This is a genomic window from Thalassobium sp. R2A62, from assembly GCF_000161835.1.
GTDB lineage: Bacteria > Pseudomonadota > Alphaproteobacteria > Rhodobacterales > Rhodobacteraceae > Thalassobium.
On the sequence record NZ_GG697169.2, the window covers coordinates 2139211 to 2158065 of the forward strand.

Below are 18855 nucleotides of genomic sequence, written 5' to 3' on the forward strand. Positions count from 1 at the left end.
ATCGTCCCGTTGTTCAAACGGGACAGTCATCTGTTTGTTGTGCTTTCAGTTACCAAAGTAACCGAAGGCCGTTCAAACAGTGAAGCTGACACTAGATCATCGGACCGAAATCCTACTAGCGCGATATACAGACGTTGATCCATCGAATGAACCAAACCGCCCACATATCTCTTCAGTGTCTATCAATTTCAAATAACGCGAGAGACAAAACCAGACCAGATGCGCCCTAACTTAGTGGCGCGCCCCGCCTGCAATCTGTGATGCTCTCCCAACCGCGCCGTTCAACGCTGCCGGTGAGGGGGGTTCTACGGTCAGTACCGCAGACCCGCAACCCCTTTTTTTCGGAAATCTGCATTTTTTGTCAGAATACTTTTTTTTTGTTTGTTTTCGGCAGGTTAGCGAAATTTTGATACGCCGATCCTAAGGTGTTTTGTAATTATATTAGTCGGCAATATTTGAACGCACCCCAGATATAGACTTATCCACAGGAACAGCCCCAAGACTCAGGTCTAAGAACGCAATGAGGCCGCTGTATCAGCGGCCTCACGAGTGGTTTCCCGACCTTTTTGCTTCGTTTTCCCAGGAACGATGCCCGATCTAGGCAGAATATGCCGCCATTTTAGGCAGTTCTAAGCCTTTGTGACGCTTTGAACCGCACTGCCAGAAGGCCGAGAATGATCGCCAAATAGACCAAAGGCTCGATCTGGAAGCCTTTTACGAGCCAAATATAGTGGATCGCGCCCAGCAATGCGGCCGGATAGGTCAGCTTGTGCAGTTGACGCCAGCTTGCTGCGCCCAACCGTTTTACCATCGTATTGTTTGACGTGATCGCCAATGGAATGAGCATCAGGAACGACGCCATACCGATGGTGACATAGGGCCGCTTCAATATATCCACCCAGACACGGCCAAGCGATCCAATATCCAGCACCGCCCAGACAGAGAAGTGCGCCAAGACAAAGAAGAACGCCGTGACGCCAATTGCACGACGGAACTTCAGTAGGTTCACGCCCGTGTATTTTCGCAGCGGCGTAACAACCAAGCCCACCACCATCAGCTTGAGAGCAACCTCACCGTATTCACGTTCAAGCGCGTTGATCGGTTCAGCGCCAAGACCACCCGTCAGGCCAAGATAAAACAGCCACGAGGCCCAAACGGCACCAACAACATAGATCGTCCACGCTGGGATCTCGCGAAAGGCGCTGTTCAAATTACCGACGATATCCATCAGAACTTCTCCGACAAATCCATGCCGTCATAGAGGCTTGCGACTTCGGTTTCATAGCCATTGAACATCAACGTGTCTTCGCGTCTGTTAAACAGACCCCCACCGATCAAACGATGTGACGCTTGGGACCAGCGCGGGTGGCTGACCTGCGGGTTTACGTTGCTGTAGAACCCATACTCGCGCGCGTTCTGCATATTCCAGCTTGTCGGCGGCTCTTGGTCAGTCAGAGTGATCCGCACAATCGATTTGATAGACTTAAAGCCGTATTTCCAAGGAACGACCAAACGCATCGGTGCGCCGTTCTGGTTCGGCATCGGTTCACCGTAAATTCCTGTCGCCATCAGCGTCAGCGGATGCATCGCTTCGTCTAGGCGCAAACCCTCGCGGTATGGAAAGTCCAAGACGCGGCGCTGAACGCCAATCATATTCTCAGGCTGGACCGCTGTTTCAAAGGCGACGTATTTTGCGCCCGACTGCACGCCGATCTTATTCAAGATACCGCCAAGTTCGACGCCATTCCATGGCACGATCATCGCCCATGCCTCGACACAGCGGAACCGGTAGATGCGTTCTTCTTCGGTCAAGCCTTCGATTAGCTCGGCAAAGGTATATTCGCCCGCGTTGTCGACCATACCGTCGACCGTGATCTTCCAATCTAACGTATCCAACGCATGCGCGTTCTTTGCGGGATCGGACTTGCCCGTGCCGAACTCGTAAAAGTTATTGTACGAGGTGATGTCTTCGAAGCTGTTAGGCTCAAGCTCTTGAGACAAGGCAGGTCCCGCGATCGACGCGGCCCCCAGCCCAACTGCACCCGCCATGATTTGGCGGCGATTGAGGAATGCGGCCTTGGGCGTTACATCATTCCACGTCAGGTCTTTGTTCCAGCGGCTTGCCATTGCGTCGTCTCCTAAACATCTCGTTTGCGTCGTTATGAGCCACGTAAGGCCGTCACGAAAGTTTCTCGAGGGCTTCTCACGACAACGTTTAGAAACTGTAATGTTTTGAAATCTCAGACGCGCCAGCCAAATCGGCGGAAAATCCGTTCGGCCAACCACAACGGACCGATGATGATCAAACCGGGGTTTTGAAAAACACTTGGCGCGCGCCCTTCTATCCGGTGAGCAATCAAAAGAGTGACCCACGACACCGCAAAGAGCCCCAATGCCCACGGCCACATCGGCACGACCATACGGTCAACCACAATGATGATTGCGGTAAAGACCAAGGCAACTGCAGCAAACATCAGCGTGATACGCGGTGAAAGGTTTGCGAAATAATAGATAGGCGCCCACACAAAAAGCCCCAGCGCAGTGACCCCGAAGATCTCGATGGGAAAGATCAAAGCCATCAAGGCCCAGATCGCCAATGGTTCCGCCACCCAGTGGATCGCGATGTTGACTGGATGCTGGTGGCTCTCTTCGTAGTCATCGAGCAGAACCCGAAGCCGAGATTTCACTTGTGCACCTGATAGTTCGCGGCGATCTCTTCCAATGACACGGACCCGCCATCGGGCTGAACGATCCTGACATGACTACGGCGCATCAAACGCGGTTCGGCCACACCAACAGAATGGGCAATTGTTTCAACTTCCTTAACGATGCTTTTGGCATAGGCTGCAACGCGCTTGTATTTGTCTTCGACAACCAGCCCCTTTTGAAAACTAGGGTCATGAGTGGTGATCCCCGTCGGACAGGTATTCTTGTTGCACTTCAGCGCTTGGATACAGCCGAGGCTGAACATGAACCCACGCGCTGACGTCACAAAGTCCGCGCCCGCCGCCAATGCCCAAGCCACATCACCCGGATTGACCAGCTTGCCACTGGCAACAATTCGGATGCAGTCCTTTAGTCCCGCGTCTTTGCGCAGGATCGCAAGGCGCGGCAGCGCCTCGCGGATCGACATGCCCACCAGATCAATCAATGGCATCGGCGCAGCACCAGTTCCGCCCTCGCCACCGTCAATTGTAACAAAGTCAGGCGCGCAGGCCTCACCGCGTTTGACTATCGCATCAAAAAGGCCGGCCATCCCTGCCCCGTCGCCCATCACTGTCTTGATACCCGTTGGTTTGCCCGAAACCTCGCGGACGTGTTCAATCAGATTCAACAGGTCATCCCAATCATCCACACCATCATGCCGGTTGGGCGACAGGCTATCAGCACCTTCTTTGATGCCACGGATCTTCGCGATCTCGGCGTTGACCTTGGTCCCTGGCAAGATGCCGCCTTTGCCCGGCTTTGCACCTTGGGCCAGCTTGATCTCAATCATCTTGACGGCGTCATGGCCCGCGACCTCGCGCAGCTTTGCGTCATCCAAATTTCCGTCGACATCCCGCACGCCGTACTTTGCCGTTCCCAATTGAAAAACGACATCGCATCCCCCTTTTAGATGATAGGGGCTCAGCCCACCCTCGCCCGTGTTCATCCAGACACCTGCCTTGGCACAGCCTTTGCTCAACGCCGTCACAGCAGGACGCGAGATCGCGCCATAGCTCATCCCAGACAGATTAAAGAACGAGGGTGCGTGATACGGCACCCGCGCAGTCGCACCGATGACCAGTGGTTCAGAGCGGGCGAACTGGTTGTCCAATGGGGGAAACGCAGCATTTACGAATATAGGTGTGCCGACAACGCTGACGTTGCGAGTCGAACCAAAGGCAACCGTATTCCCATGCCCCTCGCCTGCGCGCTTAACCCATTCCCTCTGGGCGCGGTTAAACGGCAGCTCTTCGCGGTCCATTGCAAAAAAATACTGGCGAAAGAACTCTCCTAACGTCGAGAACAAATGCCGAAACCGTCCGATGACCGGATAGTTTCTACGGATCGCATCGCCCGTTTGGGTCATGTCCAACACTGCGAGGATGATGATCCCGAGAACAGCTAGCCCAATCAAAAAGACAAAGATCAACACGAGGTACTGAACAACGGATGAGGTAAATTCCATAATGGGCATATCGGTTCCTTATTTGCATCGAGCCTGCGCAGCAGCAATAGGTTCAAGCCCGAATCCACGCCAAACACCCTGATAGCGCGAGCAAAAACACGCATTTAGCGAAGCTTCGTTTCGACGCCCCCACAAATCCACCCGTAAGGATAGAATTGTTACGAATTCGCGCCTCAATCACGCATTTGGATTGCGTCAAAACGTTTCCCAAACGTAATGTGGCACAAGCTGGGCAGCCTTATGACTAAAACAGGGCACCCGACGACTGGGGAATTTTTTCAGAGCGCTTTTCTCTGCGGCCGTTTGCGGCGCAGTAATTTTTTTGGGGGGACGCATTTATGGCGGACTATATAGAGACAGACTACACGGGTTATGGCAGCAGTTTTGGCACAACCAGCTTTACACCAACAATCGACATCAACAGCACTGTTTTTGGCACATTGGAAACAACAGGTCCTGACCTCGCAAGTTAGGATGCCTACTCTGTCGACTTGGTGGCAGGGACAACCTATTTCATGCACCTCGCCACTGGGGCTTCTGCCAATTTCGTTTTGAACGGCGGTTACCAGTTTATTTTCACACCAACATATACGGGCTTTGCACTGTTCGCGGGATCGTCTGGATCTGACCTGACCTATGCCAACGGGCCAACCATGGAGGTCAAATCCGACGCGTCTGGGGACTATATTGAATTTACTGTCCCGACCGACGGGGCTTATGGGTTGACCTTTAGACACCGATACTCCGAAAGCCTCGAGGCGAGCTATGCCTTTACGATCTCAGACACCGCTCTGCCGCCGGTCCCAAGCTTGCCCCCACAACAGTTGTCACAGGGCCAACACCTGACGATGACGTCCTGATGGGCACAGATAACGCAGACACCATTGATCTGCTTGCCGGCAACGACACCTATGATGGCGGCAAAGGTGCCGACATCATCGACGGCGGCGACGGGATCGACACGATCCAAGGCGGCAACGGTTCGGACCTGATCAATGGCGGCGACGGCGATGACGACCTGAGCGGCGGCAACGACGGGGACATCATGAACGGTGGTGAAGGCAACGACAGCTTGCAGGGCGACATCGGCAACGACATCCTTAATGGTGGCGCTGGCAATGATACGATCGAAGGCGGCGACGGCGCTGACATCATCAGTGGCGGTGCGGACAACGACTTTATCTTTGGTGGCGGCGGTCAGGACGACATTGATGGCGGTTCGGGCAACGACACCATCGGAGGTGGCACCGGCGCTGACGTGATCCGTGGTAAACGCGGCGACGACGTGATCGACGGTGGCGACCAAGGCGACAACATCAGCGGCGGCACAGGCAACGACACGATCATTGGCGGCAAGGGCAACGACACGCTCTATGGCAACAATGGCAATGACGTCTTTGTCTTCACCCAAGGCGGCAATGTCGACACGATCAAGGACTTTGAGCTCGGCGTGGACAAACTGGATGTGACCGACTTTGGCACCATCTCAATTTCTGATGCCCTCGCGGCGCTCGAGCTTGCGGGCAGCGACACGATCATCAACTTTGGGAACGGCGACAAAGTGATCCTCGAAAACGTCTCGGTCTTCGATCTTGGCTTGGACGACTTTATCTTTGAAGAGCTCATCGACGACATCATCGTTCCTGAAGAGCCAGAGGTCTTCACCGTCACTGCATACAGCTACTACTAAGTATTCTGACATCACGACAAAAAAGGCCGGGATATTCTCCCGGCCTTTTTAATTTAATGGACGACGGCATCGTCAGATGGCGTTCTGTTCGAGGCCAAAACCCGATCCCCCACCAGCAACCCATCTGCACCGGCGCTGACCACAACAGTCGCACCGTCCAAGATATCACCAGCCAACAACATTTCTGCCAGCTGATCCTGCAACGCACGTTGGATCACTCGTTTCAGGGGGCGCGCGCCAAAGACTGGATCGTACCCTTCATCAGCCAGCCATTTGCGTGCGGCGTCATCAAGCTCGAGCGCGATTTTGCGACTGGCCAACCGACACTCGAGCCGCGCCAGTTGGATATCAACAATCCCCGACATATCTGCGCGTGCCAACCGATCAAAAATGATCGTCTCGTCCAGGCGGTTCAGGAACTCGGGCCGGAAATGGGTGCGCACGGCATCCATCACATCACGCTTGGCATCCGCAACATCCGCACCTTCAGGAAGCTCGCTCAGCGACTGCGCCCCAAGGTTCGATGTCAGAATGATCAGCGTCTGCTTGAAATCCACCGTGCGGCCCTGACCATCAGTCAGGACACCATCATCCAGAACCTGCAAAAGCACGTTGAACACATCCGGATGCGCCTTTTCCACCTCGTCAAAGAGCACGACCTGATAGGGTCTGCGTCGGACCGCTTCGGTCAGAACACCACCCTCATCATAGCCCACATAGCCCGGAGGCGCGCCAATCAGGCGGGCCACCGCATGCTTTTCCATGAACTCGGACATGTCGATACGCACCATTGCGCTGTCGTCGTCGAACAAGAACTCGGCCACAGCCTTGGTCAGCTCAGTTTTACCCACGCCAGTCGGCCCCAGAAACAGAAAGCTGCCCAACGGCCGTCCTTCGTCATTCAGGCCCGCACGCGCACGGCGCACAGCATTTGACACAGCCCGAACCGGACCATGCTGACCAATGACACGTTTGCCTAGCTCGTCTTCCATGCGCAGCAGCTTTTCACGGTCACCTTCCAACATCTTGCTGGTCGGAATTCCGGTCCAACGCTCGACCACACTTGCGATCTGATCTGGACGCACCGCTTCGGCCACCATCGCATCAGTCTCGGCACCTTCCGCATCGGCAAGCTGCTTTTCAAGCTCGGGGATAACCCCATACGACAGCTCACCTGCCTTAGCGAGATTGCCCTCGCGTTTCGCGATATCCAGTTCGGCCCGGGCACGGTCCAACGTCTCTTTGAGATCGCGCGCGCTTTCCAACTTGTCGCGTTCAGCTTGCCACTTGGCTGTCATCTCAGTCGAGCGATCCTGCAGATCACCCAATTCCTTTTCGATGACACCCAAACGGTCCTTGGACGCTGCATCATCCTCGAGCCTAAGCGCTTCTGCTTCGATCTGCTTTTGCAAAATCTCACGATCCAGCGCGTCCAGCTCTTCGGGCTTGCTATCGACTTCCATCCGCAAACGGCTGGCCGCCTCATCAATCAGATCGATGGCCTTGTCCGGCAAAAACCGGTCCGTTATATAGCGGTGCGAGAGCGTCGCCGCTGACACAAGCGCGCTGTCTGAGATGCGAACACCATGGTGCAATTCGTATTTCTCTTTGATGCCTCGCAAGATGCTGACAGTGTCCTCAACCGTTGGCTCTTCGACGACCAATGGCTGAAAACGCCGTGCAAGAGCCGCGTCCTTTTCGACATGTTTACGGAACTCGTCCAAAGTGGTTGCACCGATACAGTGCAATTCACCCCGCGCCAGAGCAGGCTTCAACAAATTAGAAGCATCCATAGCACCTTCTGATTTGCCCGCGCCAACCAGCGTGTGCATTTCGTCGATAAACAGCAAGATTTCACCAGCCGCGGCTGTGACCTCGTTCAAGATCGCCTTGAGACGCTCTTCGAATTCACCGCGGTATTTTGCACCTGCAATCAACGCACCCATATCCAAGGCCATGAGGCGCTTGTTGCGAAGGCTCTCGGGCACGTCACCATTGACGATGCGCAGGGCAAGACCCTCAGCAATCGCGGTTTTCCCAACACCCGGTTCACCGATCAGAACTGGGTTGTTCTTGGTCCGGCGGGACAACACCTGCATCGCGCGACGAATTTCTTCGTCACGACCAATGATTGGGTCGATCTTGCCGTCTTCGGCCATGCTGGTCAGATCAGTCGCGTATTTCTTGAGCGCGTCATAGCTGTCTTCGGCACTGGCACTATCGGCCGCACGGCCCTTGCGAATGTCATTGACCGCCGAATTTAGCGACTGGGCAGAGACGCCACCGATGTCCAGCGCATCCTTGGCTTTGGATTTGACCATCACCAACGCCATCAAAATTCGCTCGACGGGGACAAAACTATCACCCGCCTTCTGGGCAAGCTTTTCGGCCTCGGCCAGCACCTTGCCAGTGGTTTGGTCCATATAGGTCTGGCCAGCATCACCGCCGACCTTGGTGATCTTGCCCATCGCAAGATCAACCGCCTCGACAACACGAGGAGGTCGACCACCAGAACGGACGATCAAATTCGAAGCGAGCCCTTCTGGGTCATCGAGCAGGGATTTCAACAAATGTTCTGGCATCAGGCGCTGGTGGCCTTCGCGCATCGCGATCGTCTGTGCAGCTTGAAGAACGCCGCGCGACCGCTCAGTGAACTTATCCAAGTTCATAGGTCTCTCCTTATTACAAGCGCCCTGTTCATATGAGTGCCCGCTTGGCGGCACACCCGGGTCTGGGCCTCTGCACTGGAAATGGGGTGCAATATGCCGTCGTTCAAGACCCGACGCAAAAGGGGGGGGGGAAAGCGGCCCAAACTCTCCCCAAGTCAAACCCCCAACAAAGCAGCATAAAGCACCTAGGATGAACGAGGGGACTGAAATGACCTATATCAAAGAAGATGACGAAGGCACACTGCGGCCAATGTTCCTGTTGAGCCCTGCTGCCATTCAACTTCTGCTCGCCCACGACCGCGCGATATCCAACGAAACAGAAGCGCAAGAAACAGCGCGGGGAACCACCGAATCTGATTCCCCCTGATTTCATCAAACCTTCGATCCACATTCGTTCACAAGACAACTGAAACAGAGCGGTAACAAAAATGAATAATGCCAAAGTTGAAGTGAAGAACGTCTCGTACAATGCAGCGCTACAGTCCTTTGAAGCGATTGTTGTGTTTTACACATCCAGCGATTCCGTGCGCGTGCCCGCATCCTATGCAGCGTCTCTTGGAACAGAGTTTAAAGACGCGACCCGCGGTCTTGTTGATGATGCGCGCCGCAATCGCAGCGTCGCGCGCGGATCGCAGCCACGGGGATCCTATCCAGCGCCGCATGTAATTCCGCGCCAATCCGCCACACGCCATATCGAACCCGCCGAAACCCCTCAGGTTTTCTGAGTATGTTCCGGCGCGCGTCCTGACCCATCGGGACACAGAAAGGCGCAGTCTTCCCCATCGGCTGCGCCTTTCACCTAAATTTGTAGAGGCAATATTTGCGTCTACCCAGATCAGCAGATAGACCCCCATCAACGTTCAAAAGGGGACTTTGATATGGCTGACGATCGTCTCATTCTAGCACTAGACACACCAAACGCGATTGTAGGTCTCGAATTGGCCAAACGCTTGGGCGATGCTGTTTCATTCTACAAAATTGGCCTTGGAATGCTGACAGGCGGTGGTCTTGCTCTCGCAAACGAGCTCAAGCACGAACACGGCAAGAAGATCTTTCTCGACATGAAGCTCTTTGACATCGGTGCCACAGTCGAAGCCGCGGTGCGTGGCCTCGTGCAATTTGATCTCGATTTCTTGACCGTTCATGGCGATCCTCATGTGGTTCGCGCGGCCCAAGAGGGTGCAGCCGGTTCAAACACCAAGATCCTAGCCGTCACGATTCTGACCTCGCTCGACCGTGCCGATTTGGACGGCGCATTGATCAAGGACGGCGCGATCACTGACCTCGTTCAAGAACGCGCGGGTCTGGCCCTTTCAAATGGTGCAGACGGCGTCATCGCGTCCCCCAAAGAGGCCGCGTTGATCCGCGCCCTCCCCGAAGCCGAGGAAAAACTGATCGTCACTCCGGGTGTTCGGCCCGCAGGGGCAGATTTGGATGATCAAAAGCGGGTGGCGACACCTGCGCACGCGATCTCGAACGGGGCCGATCATATCGTTGTAGGGCGCCCCATTTGGCAAGCTGACGATCCGCGCGCTGCGGCTGAGGCGATCGTCGCCGAACTGAATAGTTGATCCACACTTCACCAATTCATCAACGAAATATCACAGGTCCGTGCGGCCTTCTCCCGTTCAGACAACCTGTTCCTAAGTTGATTTGTAATGACACGCGCGGATGTCGCGTTCAGATCAAATGATGGAGCAAGACCAATGAGTGCATATAAAGTAGGTGATATTCGTTACAACGCCCGCGCAGGTGCCTTTGAGGCCGGTGTGGATATCGTCAAAGACGGCACAACTTACCGCTATCCCTGTAGCGTCGGGGGGCCGATGACAATGGAGCCGGCTCAGGTGACCGCAGCCTTGGCACGCCATGGCGCGCCGCAATCGGGTGTCAGTGCCGATCTGATGTCCAGCATCTAAAAACAAAAGGCCGCTCTGATCAGAGCGGCCTTTGTCGTTACATATCCCGATGCATCAGTCGTTGATGTCCGTATCCCACAATTTGACCTGACCCTTTTCCAGTCGGAAAAAGCGGCGCAGCAAGAGCACGGCACCCAACGACACCACGGCGAACAAGACGATCGACCACGCGAGCGATAGCCCAGCGCCTGTCGCTGCGACGACGATCGCCATGAATGCGGCACCAATTGCAAAACCCAGAGCAAAGAAACCCGGTGCCAGCACCTCAAGAATAGCAAGGATCAACGCAAGGCTGGCCCACGCCCACCATTCTGTCCAAAGTGTCATTACGACCGTCCCTTCAACATGTTAAACGCGTTGCCGAACGCTTGGATTGCATCGGCAGGTACTACGATTGTTTGCTTGCCCGAACCGTTGCCCAACACTGTCAGCGCTTCGACCTGTTTAAGAGCAACCTGATACTGCGCAGCCTCTAGGCCGTTCTCGGCGATCGCATCCGCGACAACCTCGGTGGCATAGGCTTCGGCGTCCGCTTGGATGCGGCGCGCTTTGGCCGTTTGCTCGGCGGCATAGAGATCAGCATCAGCCTGCAATTCGACTGCGCGTTTCTTACCTTCAGCCTCGGTCACTTGCGCACGACGCGCACGTTCGGCGTTCAACTGCTGCAACATGGCTGCACGCGTTTGCTGATCCAGATTCACGTCTAGGATTTCGGCGCGTGTCACCTCGATCCCCCAATCGTCAACCTGTGCGGCCAATTGGGTTTGAATCGCGGAAATCAGCTGTGACCGGTTTGACTGAACTTGGTCCAATTCCATCCGGCCAATTTCAGAACGCACAATGCCAGCAACAGTCGTCGAAATCGCCGCATCTACATCACGGATACGGTACACTGTCTTTTCCGGCTCGGTGATGCGGTAGAACACCGATGTATCAACCTGCACCAACACGTTGTCCGACGTGATCGCGTCCTGCGTCATTGTCGGCAGCTGCCGCTCAAGGATCGAGATCTTGTGCGCCACCTTGTCCAAGAACGGCACAATAACATTGAAGCCAGGCCCAAGCACCGAACGTAGGCGCCCAAACCGCTCAACAACGAACTTTTGCGATTGAGGCACGATGCGAACACCGGCAAAAATACAAATGATGATGAACGCCGCCAGCAACAGCAAAACGCCGTTCTGCGACAAGAAATTTAATGCGAACTGCTCAATGTCCATAGTGTTTGTCCCCTCGTTCTATGCACAACATATAGGAACAGTTCACGCGGATTTGAAGTGTTATCGCAAGATCACCCCACCAAACTCGGCAGCCACAGGACAATCGCGGGAAACGCAACAAGCAGCGCAATCGTAATCGCATCGGCGATGAAAAACGGTGTCACACCTTTGAACACGTCCTGCACGCTGAGGTCATCACGCACACCAGCAACAACAAAGCAATTCAGGCCAATGGGTGGCGTGATTAAACAGAACTCGGCCATTTTCACGACCAAGATACCGAACCAAATTGCACACATTGGCCCCGACATCCCAAACGCACTGTCAGCCGCAGCGACCGCATCGCCACCGTTCAAGGCTATCACAGCTGGATAAACGACAGGCAAGGTCAGCAACAACATTCCAATCGCATCCATGAACATCCCCAAGACCGCATAGGCCAACAGGATCATCACAAGCGTCAGCATCGGCGATTGTTCCAGCGAGGTGATCCAATCAGAAAACGCACCCGGCAGGTCTGCAAAGCCGAGGAACCGAACGTAAATCAGAACACCCCAGATGATGGTAAAGATCATCACTGACAACTTGGCCGTCTCGAGCAAGGCTGACTTGAGTTGTGGCCAACGCATCCCTTGGTAGAGCGCCATAAGCAGGACAACAAACGCGCCCAATGCGCCACCCTCAGTCGGTGTGCCCCACGCGTCGCCCCCGATGATCGTATCAATCTCGGCTCCAAACAGGCTGATCGTCTGCGGGATGGGATTGTAGACAAAGAACAGGATCGTCACGACGACAAAGAAAATCGGAAAGGCGGGCAAAAGGGACGTAAACCGCTCGCCCCAAGTAAAGCCGCGCACGGGTGGTCCGAACTTGGGCAGTGCCACAGCCAAGGCTACGATCAATGCACCATAAACAATGGCTGAGAAAACACCGGGGATAAAACCTGCGAGCAACAGCTTGCCCACGTCTTGTTCCACAATGATCGCGTAGATGACGAGGATGGCAGACGGTGGGATCAAAGAGGCCAGCGTGCCACCTGCCGCAACAACACCCGCAGCAAAGCGTTTGTCGTAGCCGTTCTTGAGCATTTCGGGGATCGCGATACGCGCAAACACCGCCGCCGTCGCAACGGATGCACCAGACACCGCCGCAAAGCCCGCCGTCGCAAAAACGGTCGATACTGCGAGACCGCCAGGCAACCAGCCGACCCACCGTTTCGCCGCTTCGAACAGCGCCTTGGTGAGACCTGCGTAGTAAGCGAGGTATCCAATCATAATGAATGTCGGGATCAACGACAGCGCCTGTGACGACACCTTGGAATGGGGCACCTGCCCCGCCGTTTTGGTGGCCACTGTCAGCGCCCAACCAAAGTCATCCAGACCATAGTCCTTTTTGGCCCAGAAAATCCAAACCAAACCAACGAGGCCAGCGAGACTCGCAGCAAACGCCACGCGCATGCCCAACACAACAAGCGCCAACATCCCAACAGAGACGGCGATACCGATATCAATAGGTTCCATTAGTCGCGTCCCCCCGACACGGATTGCGCTTCTCGGGCCGCTTGTTCAGCAGCACTTTCGACCAATGGCACAGCAACAGGTCGGTCTAGTCCCAGCACGAATGCGCGGCCGTAACCCCACAGCTGCAATGCCAACCTCATCACCAACACACTGAACGCGACAGGCGCCAACAACTTGGCTGGCCAAATCGGCAGATTGATGTCCATCGAACTGTCGCGGCTCCACAAAACAGCACCAAAATCGAAGGATCGTTGAAAGTGGGACCAAGTGCCCCACACGAGCAAAACCATCAGAATGAACACGGCCAGTGTCGTGATGAACTCAGCGAGCCACAACACTCGCCCGCGCAAGGCACCGACGAGGATGTCCATGCGGATGTGGCCACCGTTTCTCTGGGTATATGCAACACCCATGAACGCGATCAGCGGCATCGCCTGTTCAATCCAATCCACATAGCCGGGCAACGGATTGCCAAACAGATTGCGCCCTGTGACTTGAATAACAGCCAAGATCATCAACGAAAAAACAGCAAAGCCACTGAGCAAGGCAAACACGGTTTCTAACCTGTGCAGCACTTGATCCAGTCGGCTAAGCCGCGTGCTATCTTCTAGCACCGATGCAGCACCCGCCATGGGACCACTCCTGTAGGAGAAAGAGAGATTGCCGCCCCAAACTCAGTCGGGACGGCGAAGGGAGATTACATGCCTTCGGCAACCATTCCGGTCACGAGGTCATACAACTCTTGTGCAGGCAGACCTGCAGCTGTGTTTGCTTCGATCCACGCATTCGCAGCAGGCGCCGCAGCAGCCTCTTTGAACGCAGCAATCTCGCCGTCAGTGAACGTCACCTGAGTGATGCCTTTTTCTTCGAGCAGCGGGCCCCAAGCATCCATCGTTTTGGTGTTGTAGGACTCGATGTAATAGTTGAGCGCCTCATCAATGGACGATGTCAGGGCTTCGCGGTGCGCGTCGCTCAGATCAGCAAGTGCGTCCGAGTTTGCAACAACAGGGCAGTTCACTGTGCCGGGGTTCAGGTTTGTGGTCCACCACTCGGCGTTCTCAACTGTGCCGAACGACATGTGCGCGTGGGGGGCAAAGCTCACTGCCTTAACCACACCGCTGTCCATCGCCTGACGCACTTCGGTTGCGGACATCGATGTTGGTACCGCACCAACAGTTTCCATCGCAGCACCGATACCACCGGTTGCACGTACGCTCATGCCTTCGAAATCGGCCAGCGTTGCAGGCGCATCACCGACACCCACGATGTTGTACTGTGGCAGAGGCGACGGCATCAACAGTGTCGCGTTCCAACGCGCAAGGTCTTCAACAACAGCAGGGTGCTGATAGACGGCCATCGCAATGTCGCGCTCCATCTCGAGGCTGCTCACTCCGAGGAACGGAAGCTCCATCACTGTGATCGATGGGTTCTTGTCACGGTGATAGCCCGCACAGAACTGTGCCATCTCGAATGCACCGATGGAAATACCGTCAAGATTTTCACGGTTCTTGGACAGACCGCCATAGCTGATGTTCAATGTGAAATCGCCACCGGTCTTTTCGCTTACCAATTCGGCCAGCTTTTCTACGTGCTCGGTAAAGGCGCGACGCTTGCCCCATAGGGAAACGTTCCACTCGGTTGCCATCGCTTCACCAGCAAAAGCCACACAGATTGCAGTCGCCGCGGTACGGCTCAGAAGTTTTTTCATTGTATTCCTCCCAGAAACGGACCGGAATCGATCCTTGGACGTAGGCTAGCCCAGCGCATTGGATTCCCAAACAGAAGAAAACCGCGCGTCACCTGCGCATTCACCTGCGGAAATCCGCATAGCAAAAAGGGCCACCCGATTGGGCGACCCTTTCCTGTTTGGGGGAAACAGAGAGTTCAGTACTTAGAAGCGGTCGACGTCGATCTCTTTGTCGGCCAGAATTTCACCGCTGTTCGATTTGAGCACAGCGTAGACGTCGTTGATCAGACGTGGACCGGCAATGACTGCAACGTCAGAGTTTGCACCAGCGTGTACTGTGGTTGTGCCGAGCAGCTCGCCAACAACGTCGTTGTTATAGTCATAAAGCTCGATCACGCCGTCAGTTGCCGAGCGAACGACGCCCAATTCAACCCGTGCATTGTCGCTGTGGACACGGTCCAAAGAGAAGTAAGAGACGTCAGCGGATGCCAAAGTTACGGAACCCAGAACGGCAGCGAGAGCGATTGCAAATGTCTCAGTCATGATTTTAGTCCTTTGATTTGGTTACGTTTAAGTATGTTAGGGCAGCGACTCGATCCGGTGCTCTTGGCTGTTCCGAACCTCGTTGGCTCGCTGAGATGAATTGAATTTGGGGCACAAACCGGCTCAGTGAAAGGTCGGGACGATCACGAAAAAACGACCCCCTCGTGACCCCATACCCCCCTTGACACAGCGGGGATGTTTGACAGGTCGGGGGTTCGGTGTGGCTCTGCACAGACCGCGCAACACAAATGCACATAAAACCCCGTTTTGGGGCCAATTTGCTGCAACATCGCTCACGGAAAAAACCGACGCGCAAAGACGTGAGCGCCCAAGTATTTCACGCCATCGCGCCCATGTGAGAGTTTTGTTTCAGCCTCTCTCGGCTGCGCGATCCGCCACGACCACGCGTGAGCGGTTTGTCACATTCAAAGCGTTACAAAAGCGCGTCTTTATCCAAATCAAGCTTAACTATCTTCTCGTTTAGCGTTCTGCGCCCGATTCCAAGTGCCTCAGCGACCGCATCCATACGACCAGAATGCGCAGAAATCGCATTTCCAATCATTTGACGCTCAAATGCCGCCACAGCCTCGCGCAATGTGCCCGGTAAATCCTCTACACTTTCATCTCCAGACAGCGCTTGGGCCACGGATCCGCGTCCTCGACGCGCCGCAAGAACCCGCCGTTCGGCAACATGCCTCAGTTCACGGACATTTCCGGGCCAATCATGCGCCAACAGCGCGCTCATGTCCTCGGGTGTGATCGTCGGTGGGTTGGTTTCATAGACTGCCGCACTCTGTGCCGCGAAATGTGTATAAAGAAGTGCGATGTCGGAACGCCGATCTCGCAAGGTCGGCAGCGACACCTGATGCGTGTTCAACCGAAACAGCAGGTCGGCGCGAAACGTCTCGGCGCGCACGGCCGCCTCTAGGTCGGTGTTGGTTGCCGAAATGATGTGTGCATCGACCACCACGCTTTGGGTTGCGCCAACTGGCAACACCTCGGACGCCTCAATGACCCGCAGCAGTTGCGCCTGCACAATCGATGGGCATGCACCAATTTCATCTAGAAACAGCGTGCCGCCATCAGCCACAGCCATCAAACCTTGGGACGCGGTGTCGCCAAACATGATCGTCGCAAACTTATCCGGTGGCAGGGTCGCACAATTGACCACGACAAACGGGCCCACAGCGTTTGGCCCCAAATCATGCAGCGCACGCGCGACCAGCTCTTTGCCAGTACCCGTCTCACCGCGCAGCATCACAGGGCCACGCACATCAACGAGGTCTAGAATGTCCTCGCGCAAATCCCGCACCTCGGGCGTTTCCCCCAACAACACGCGATCAAGACCCGACAACTCAGACAAACGAAGCCGAAGCCGTGCACTTTGATGGCTCAGCCGGTGCTGTTCGGCGGCATGATCTAGGATCGTCAATAGACGCCTTGGATCAAATGGCTTTTCCAGAAATGAATAGGCACCAGCGTGGATCGCATCCACGGCCATAGGAATATCGCCATGCGCGGTTATGACGACAACGGGCGGCGCATCACTTGGCCGCACGTCGAGCAGCGACAGACCGCCCTGCCCCGGCATCCGAACATCCGTCAGAATAACATCCGGTGAAAACTGCTTGGCCATCTCTGCGACCCGCTCGGCGCGGTTAACGCTTCGAACGTCCCATCCCGCAGATTCGAGCAGGTCCTCGAGAGAGGCACGCATTTCGCGATCATCATCGGCCACAACAACGCGGTAACTCATGTGATATCCTCAGCTAGGGGCAGGTTGATTGTGAATTCGGCGCCACCTTCGTCCCGATTGCGAGCAGTGATCTGCCCGCCATGCTCGCGTACAATCTCAACTGAAATCGCCAAACCCAGCCCCATACCTTCGCCCGACGCACGGGTGGTGTAAAAGGGTTCTGTCAAATCCTCGAGCGGGACATCACCCAAACCCGGACCATCGTCACGCACAACGATCTGAGCCACATCACCCGCTTCGACCCTAATCTCGAGAATCCCATCCGCGATCGCATCCAGCGCATTGCGCAGAATGTTTGTCGCCGCTTGTTCCAGCCGCAACTGGTTTCCACGGACCAAGGCAGTCTGTAATTGGGCGTCGACCGTTGCGCCGCTGGCCGCGACGTTTGGCGCCAACAGTTCTAGCGCGGCCTCAACCACGTTCCTGAGATCAACCTCGACGATTTCATCGGATCCAGACCTCGCAAAGAACTTTAGCTGCTCGGTCGTCTTTTGCATGCGCGTGACCAAACCGCCAAGCGCAGGCGGAACAGCCCGCCCACCGATTTCAGCCGCGATCAAATGATTTCGCATCGCCGCAATAGGTTGCCCCAACTCATGGGTGACAGACGCGGCCAACTGGCCAAGAGCCGCGAGTTTGCTGGCTCTCTCTAATTCACCTTGGGTTCGTTTCAGGCGCCTCTCGGCGGCGCGCCGTTCTTCAATCTCTTGTCCCAGCTGCGCGTTGATCTGCTGGACATCACGCAACGCCACCATCGTCCGTTGTGATCGCTGCGCAAGCCACAGCGCCAGCATCAACAGAACAACCGCCAATGCCGCGACCACTGCAAAGGACGCTCGCAACAAAACGGCCCGCTCATCGGCAAGATAAATCAGCAGCCAGCCTCGATTGGGGATCGAAACCTCGGCCAGATAATATTCGCGACCTTCAAACGTTGCAGTCAACCCATCACGGTCCCACCCCAATGGATCCAGAGGTTGGTCACTAAACTGACGGGCCGCGCGGATGGTTGCGATTTTGCCCTCGGTCAACGACGTCAGCGTTTGGTATTGCCACGCAGGATCAGACGCGAGCAGAACAACGCCGTCAGCATTGGCCAAAAGAACCCGTTCGCCACCATCTGCCCATGTCTCGGCCAATCGCCCGAGGTCCAGCTTGATCGCGATGACACCCGCCACATCACCGGTTGGTTCAGGTACCGGGGCCGCGATGAAATACCCCGGACGCAGTGTGGTTGCACCGATGCCGTAGAACACGCCCTGATCCCCATCCAACGCTGCGCGAAAATACGGGCGGAACCCATAGTTTTGTCCCAAAAAGGATGTAGTCCGTCCCGCGTTCGACGCCGCGACCGTCTCGCCCGTCCGGTCCATCAGATAGATGGCCTCTAGCCCAGCGCGGTCTGCAAAACCCGCCAATCGATCATTCAGCGCGACACGACCCCGACCCGCAGCAGCCGCACGAACGGCAGGATCTTGGGATAGAATGAACGGCAAATGCTCGAACCGTTCGATTTCAGACACCACCTGCGACTGGTATAGCGTCGCACGGGCGTTAGCGCGCGTGATCTCTTCGGCACGGAAAAACCCAACGCTCGCCCAGAACAATGCAATCCCAGCGACGGCCAACAGGACGACGATTAGAATAGGGCGCAAGAGACGTGTCGGATCGGAACTCATC

20 protein-coding genes are annotated in these 18855 nt (G+C 55.6%); 7 read left to right on the forward strand and 13 right to left on the reverse strand.

All coding sequences use genetic code 11. The features are described 5' to 3' along the window. Positions 1–619: 619 nt before the first annotated feature. The 4 genes from msrQ to TR2A62_RS10630 form a co-directional block, all read right to left on the reverse strand. Positions 620–1228: a protein-methionine-sulfoxide reductase heme-binding subunit MsrQ gene (gene msrQ / locus TR2A62_RS10615; RefSeq protein ID WP_009159207.1), complete on the reverse strand. Its 609-nt coding sequence runs from the start codon at positions 1226–1228 to the stop codon at positions 620–622. Continuing rightward, positions 1228–2127 (reverse strand): protein-methionine-sulfoxide reductase catalytic subunit MsrP, encoded by a 900-nt coding sequence (gene msrP / locus TR2A62_RS10620; RefSeq protein WP_009160896.1) that lies wholly within the window; start codon positions 2125–2127, stop codon positions 1228–1230. The genes msrQ and msrP overlap by 1 nt, the downstream gene beginning before the upstream one ends. Positions 2128–2240: 113 nt before the next feature. Further along, positions 2241–2687 (reverse strand): Mpo1-like protein, encoded by a 447-nt coding sequence (locus TR2A62_RS10625; protein ID WP_009157321.1) that lies wholly within the window; start codon positions 2685–2687, stop codon positions 2241–2243. Next, entirely contained in the window at positions 2684–4171 is a 1488-nt protein-coding gene (locus TR2A62_RS10630; protein WP_040821426.1) for an FMN-binding glutamate synthase family protein, read from the reverse strand. Before TR2A62_RS10630 ends, TR2A62_RS10625 begins: the two co-directional genes overlap by 4 nt. A gap of 338 nt (positions 4172–4509) precedes the next feature. On the opposite strand from TR2A62_RS10630, the gene TR2A62_RS19385 reads away from it, so the two are divergent. From TR2A62_RS19385 to TR2A62_RS10640, 3 genes are read left to right on the forward strand one after another with little or no spacing between them, the layout of a single operon-like run. Further along, positions 4510–4644, forward strand: coding sequence for a hypothetical protein (locus TR2A62_RS19385; protein WP_009158859.1), 135 nt, complete (start codon positions 4510–4512; stop codon positions 4642–4644). Between the two features lie 21 nt (positions 4645–4665). Further along, the gene (locus tag TR2A62_RS10635) at positions 4666–5031 is read left to right on the forward strand and encodes a hypothetical protein (protein WP_223296098.1); all 366 of its coding nucleotides are present in this window, start codon (positions 4666–4668) and stop codon (positions 5029–5031) included. Then, positions 5031–5861, forward strand: coding sequence for a calcium-binding protein (locus TR2A62_RS10640; RefSeq protein WP_009159420.1), 831 nt, complete (start codon positions 5031–5033; stop codon positions 5859–5861). Before TR2A62_RS10635 ends, TR2A62_RS10640 begins: the two co-directional genes overlap by 1 nt. Before the next feature lie 53 nt (positions 5862–5914). Here the strand turns inward: TR2A62_RS10640 and clpB are convergent, their stop codons facing one another. Beyond that, positions 5915–8530, reverse strand: coding sequence for an ATP-dependent chaperone ClpB (clpB, locus tag TR2A62_RS10645; RefSeq protein WP_009157285.1), 2616 nt, complete (start codon positions 8528–8530; stop codon positions 5915–5917). Between the two features lie 208 nt (positions 8531–8738). On the opposite strand from clpB, the gene TR2A62_RS18810 reads away from it, so the two are divergent. From TR2A62_RS18810 to TR2A62_RS10660, 4 genes are all read left to right on the forward strand, one after another. Further along, positions 8739–8897, forward strand: coding sequence for a hypothetical protein (locus tag TR2A62_RS18810; RefSeq protein ID WP_009158304.1), 159 nt, complete (start codon positions 8739–8741; stop codon positions 8895–8897). Between the two features lie 61 nt (positions 8898–8958). Further along, positions 8959–9255, forward strand: coding sequence for a hypothetical protein (locus TR2A62_RS10650; protein WP_009159875.1), 297 nt, complete (start codon positions 8959–8961; stop codon positions 9253–9255). 153 nt (positions 9256–9408) lie between these two features. Then, complete coding sequence (gene pyrF / locus TR2A62_RS10655; RefSeq protein ID WP_009160891.1) at positions 9409–10101, forward strand: orotidine-5'-phosphate decarboxylase; 693 nt, start codon at positions 9409–9411, stop codon at positions 10099–10101. A 135-nt stretch (positions 10102–10236) separates the two neighbouring features. Next, a complete protein-coding gene (locus TR2A62_RS10660; protein WP_040820615.1) occupies positions 10237–10449 on the forward strand; it encodes a hypothetical protein in 213 nt (70 codons plus the stop codon). A gap of 54 nt (positions 10450–10503) precedes the next feature. On the opposite strand, the gene TR2A62_RS10665 is transcribed toward TR2A62_RS10660, so the two are convergent. From TR2A62_RS10665 to TR2A62_RS10700, 8 genes are all read right to left on the reverse strand, one after another. After that, on the reverse strand, positions 10504–10776 hold the full coding sequence (locus tag TR2A62_RS10665) for an NfeD family protein (protein WP_009159191.1): 273 nt from the start codon (positions 10774–10776) through the stop codon (positions 10504–10506). Then, positions 10776–11669 (reverse strand): SPFH domain-containing protein, encoded by an 894-nt coding sequence (locus tag TR2A62_RS10670; protein WP_009160906.1) that lies wholly within the window; start codon positions 11667–11669, stop codon positions 10776–10778. The genes TR2A62_RS10665 and TR2A62_RS10670 overlap by 1 nt, the downstream gene beginning before the upstream one ends. 71 nt (positions 11670–11740) lie before the next feature. Beyond that, complete coding sequence (locus tag TR2A62_RS10675) at positions 11741–13189, reverse strand: TRAP transporter large permease (RefSeq protein ID WP_009158345.1); 1449 nt, start codon at positions 13187–13189, stop codon at positions 11741–11743. Next, complete coding sequence (locus TR2A62_RS10680) at positions 13189–13821, reverse strand: TRAP transporter small permease subunit (RefSeq protein ID WP_009158854.1); 633 nt, start codon at positions 13819–13821, stop codon at positions 13189–13191. Before TR2A62_RS10680 ends, TR2A62_RS10675 begins: the two co-directional genes overlap by 1 nt. Positions 13822–13886: 65 nt before the next feature. Further along, the gene (gene dctP, locus TR2A62_RS10685; RefSeq protein WP_009157793.1) at positions 13887–14897 is read right to left on the reverse strand and encodes a TRAP transporter substrate-binding protein DctP; all 1011 of its coding nucleotides are present in this window, start codon (positions 14895–14897) and stop codon (positions 13887–13889) included. 183 nt (positions 14898–15080) lie between these two features. Then, positions 15081–15419: a hypothetical protein gene (locus TR2A62_RS10690; RefSeq protein ID WP_009159372.1), complete on the reverse strand. Its 339-nt coding sequence runs from the start codon at positions 15417–15419 to the stop codon at positions 15081–15083. A 433-nt stretch (positions 15420–15852) separates the two neighbouring features. Then, positions 15853–17175 carry a sigma-54 dependent transcriptional regulator gene (locus tag TR2A62_RS10695; protein ID WP_009158788.1) on the reverse strand — a complete coding sequence of 441 codons (1323 nt, stop codon included), beginning with the start codon at positions 17173–17175 and terminating at the stop codon, positions 15853–15855. Next, entirely contained in the window at positions 17172–18854 is a 1683-nt protein-coding gene (locus TR2A62_RS10700; protein WP_009157379.1) for an ATP-binding protein, read from the reverse strand. Before TR2A62_RS10700 ends, TR2A62_RS10695 begins: the two co-directional genes overlap by 4 nt. Position 18855 lies beyond the last annotated feature (1 nt).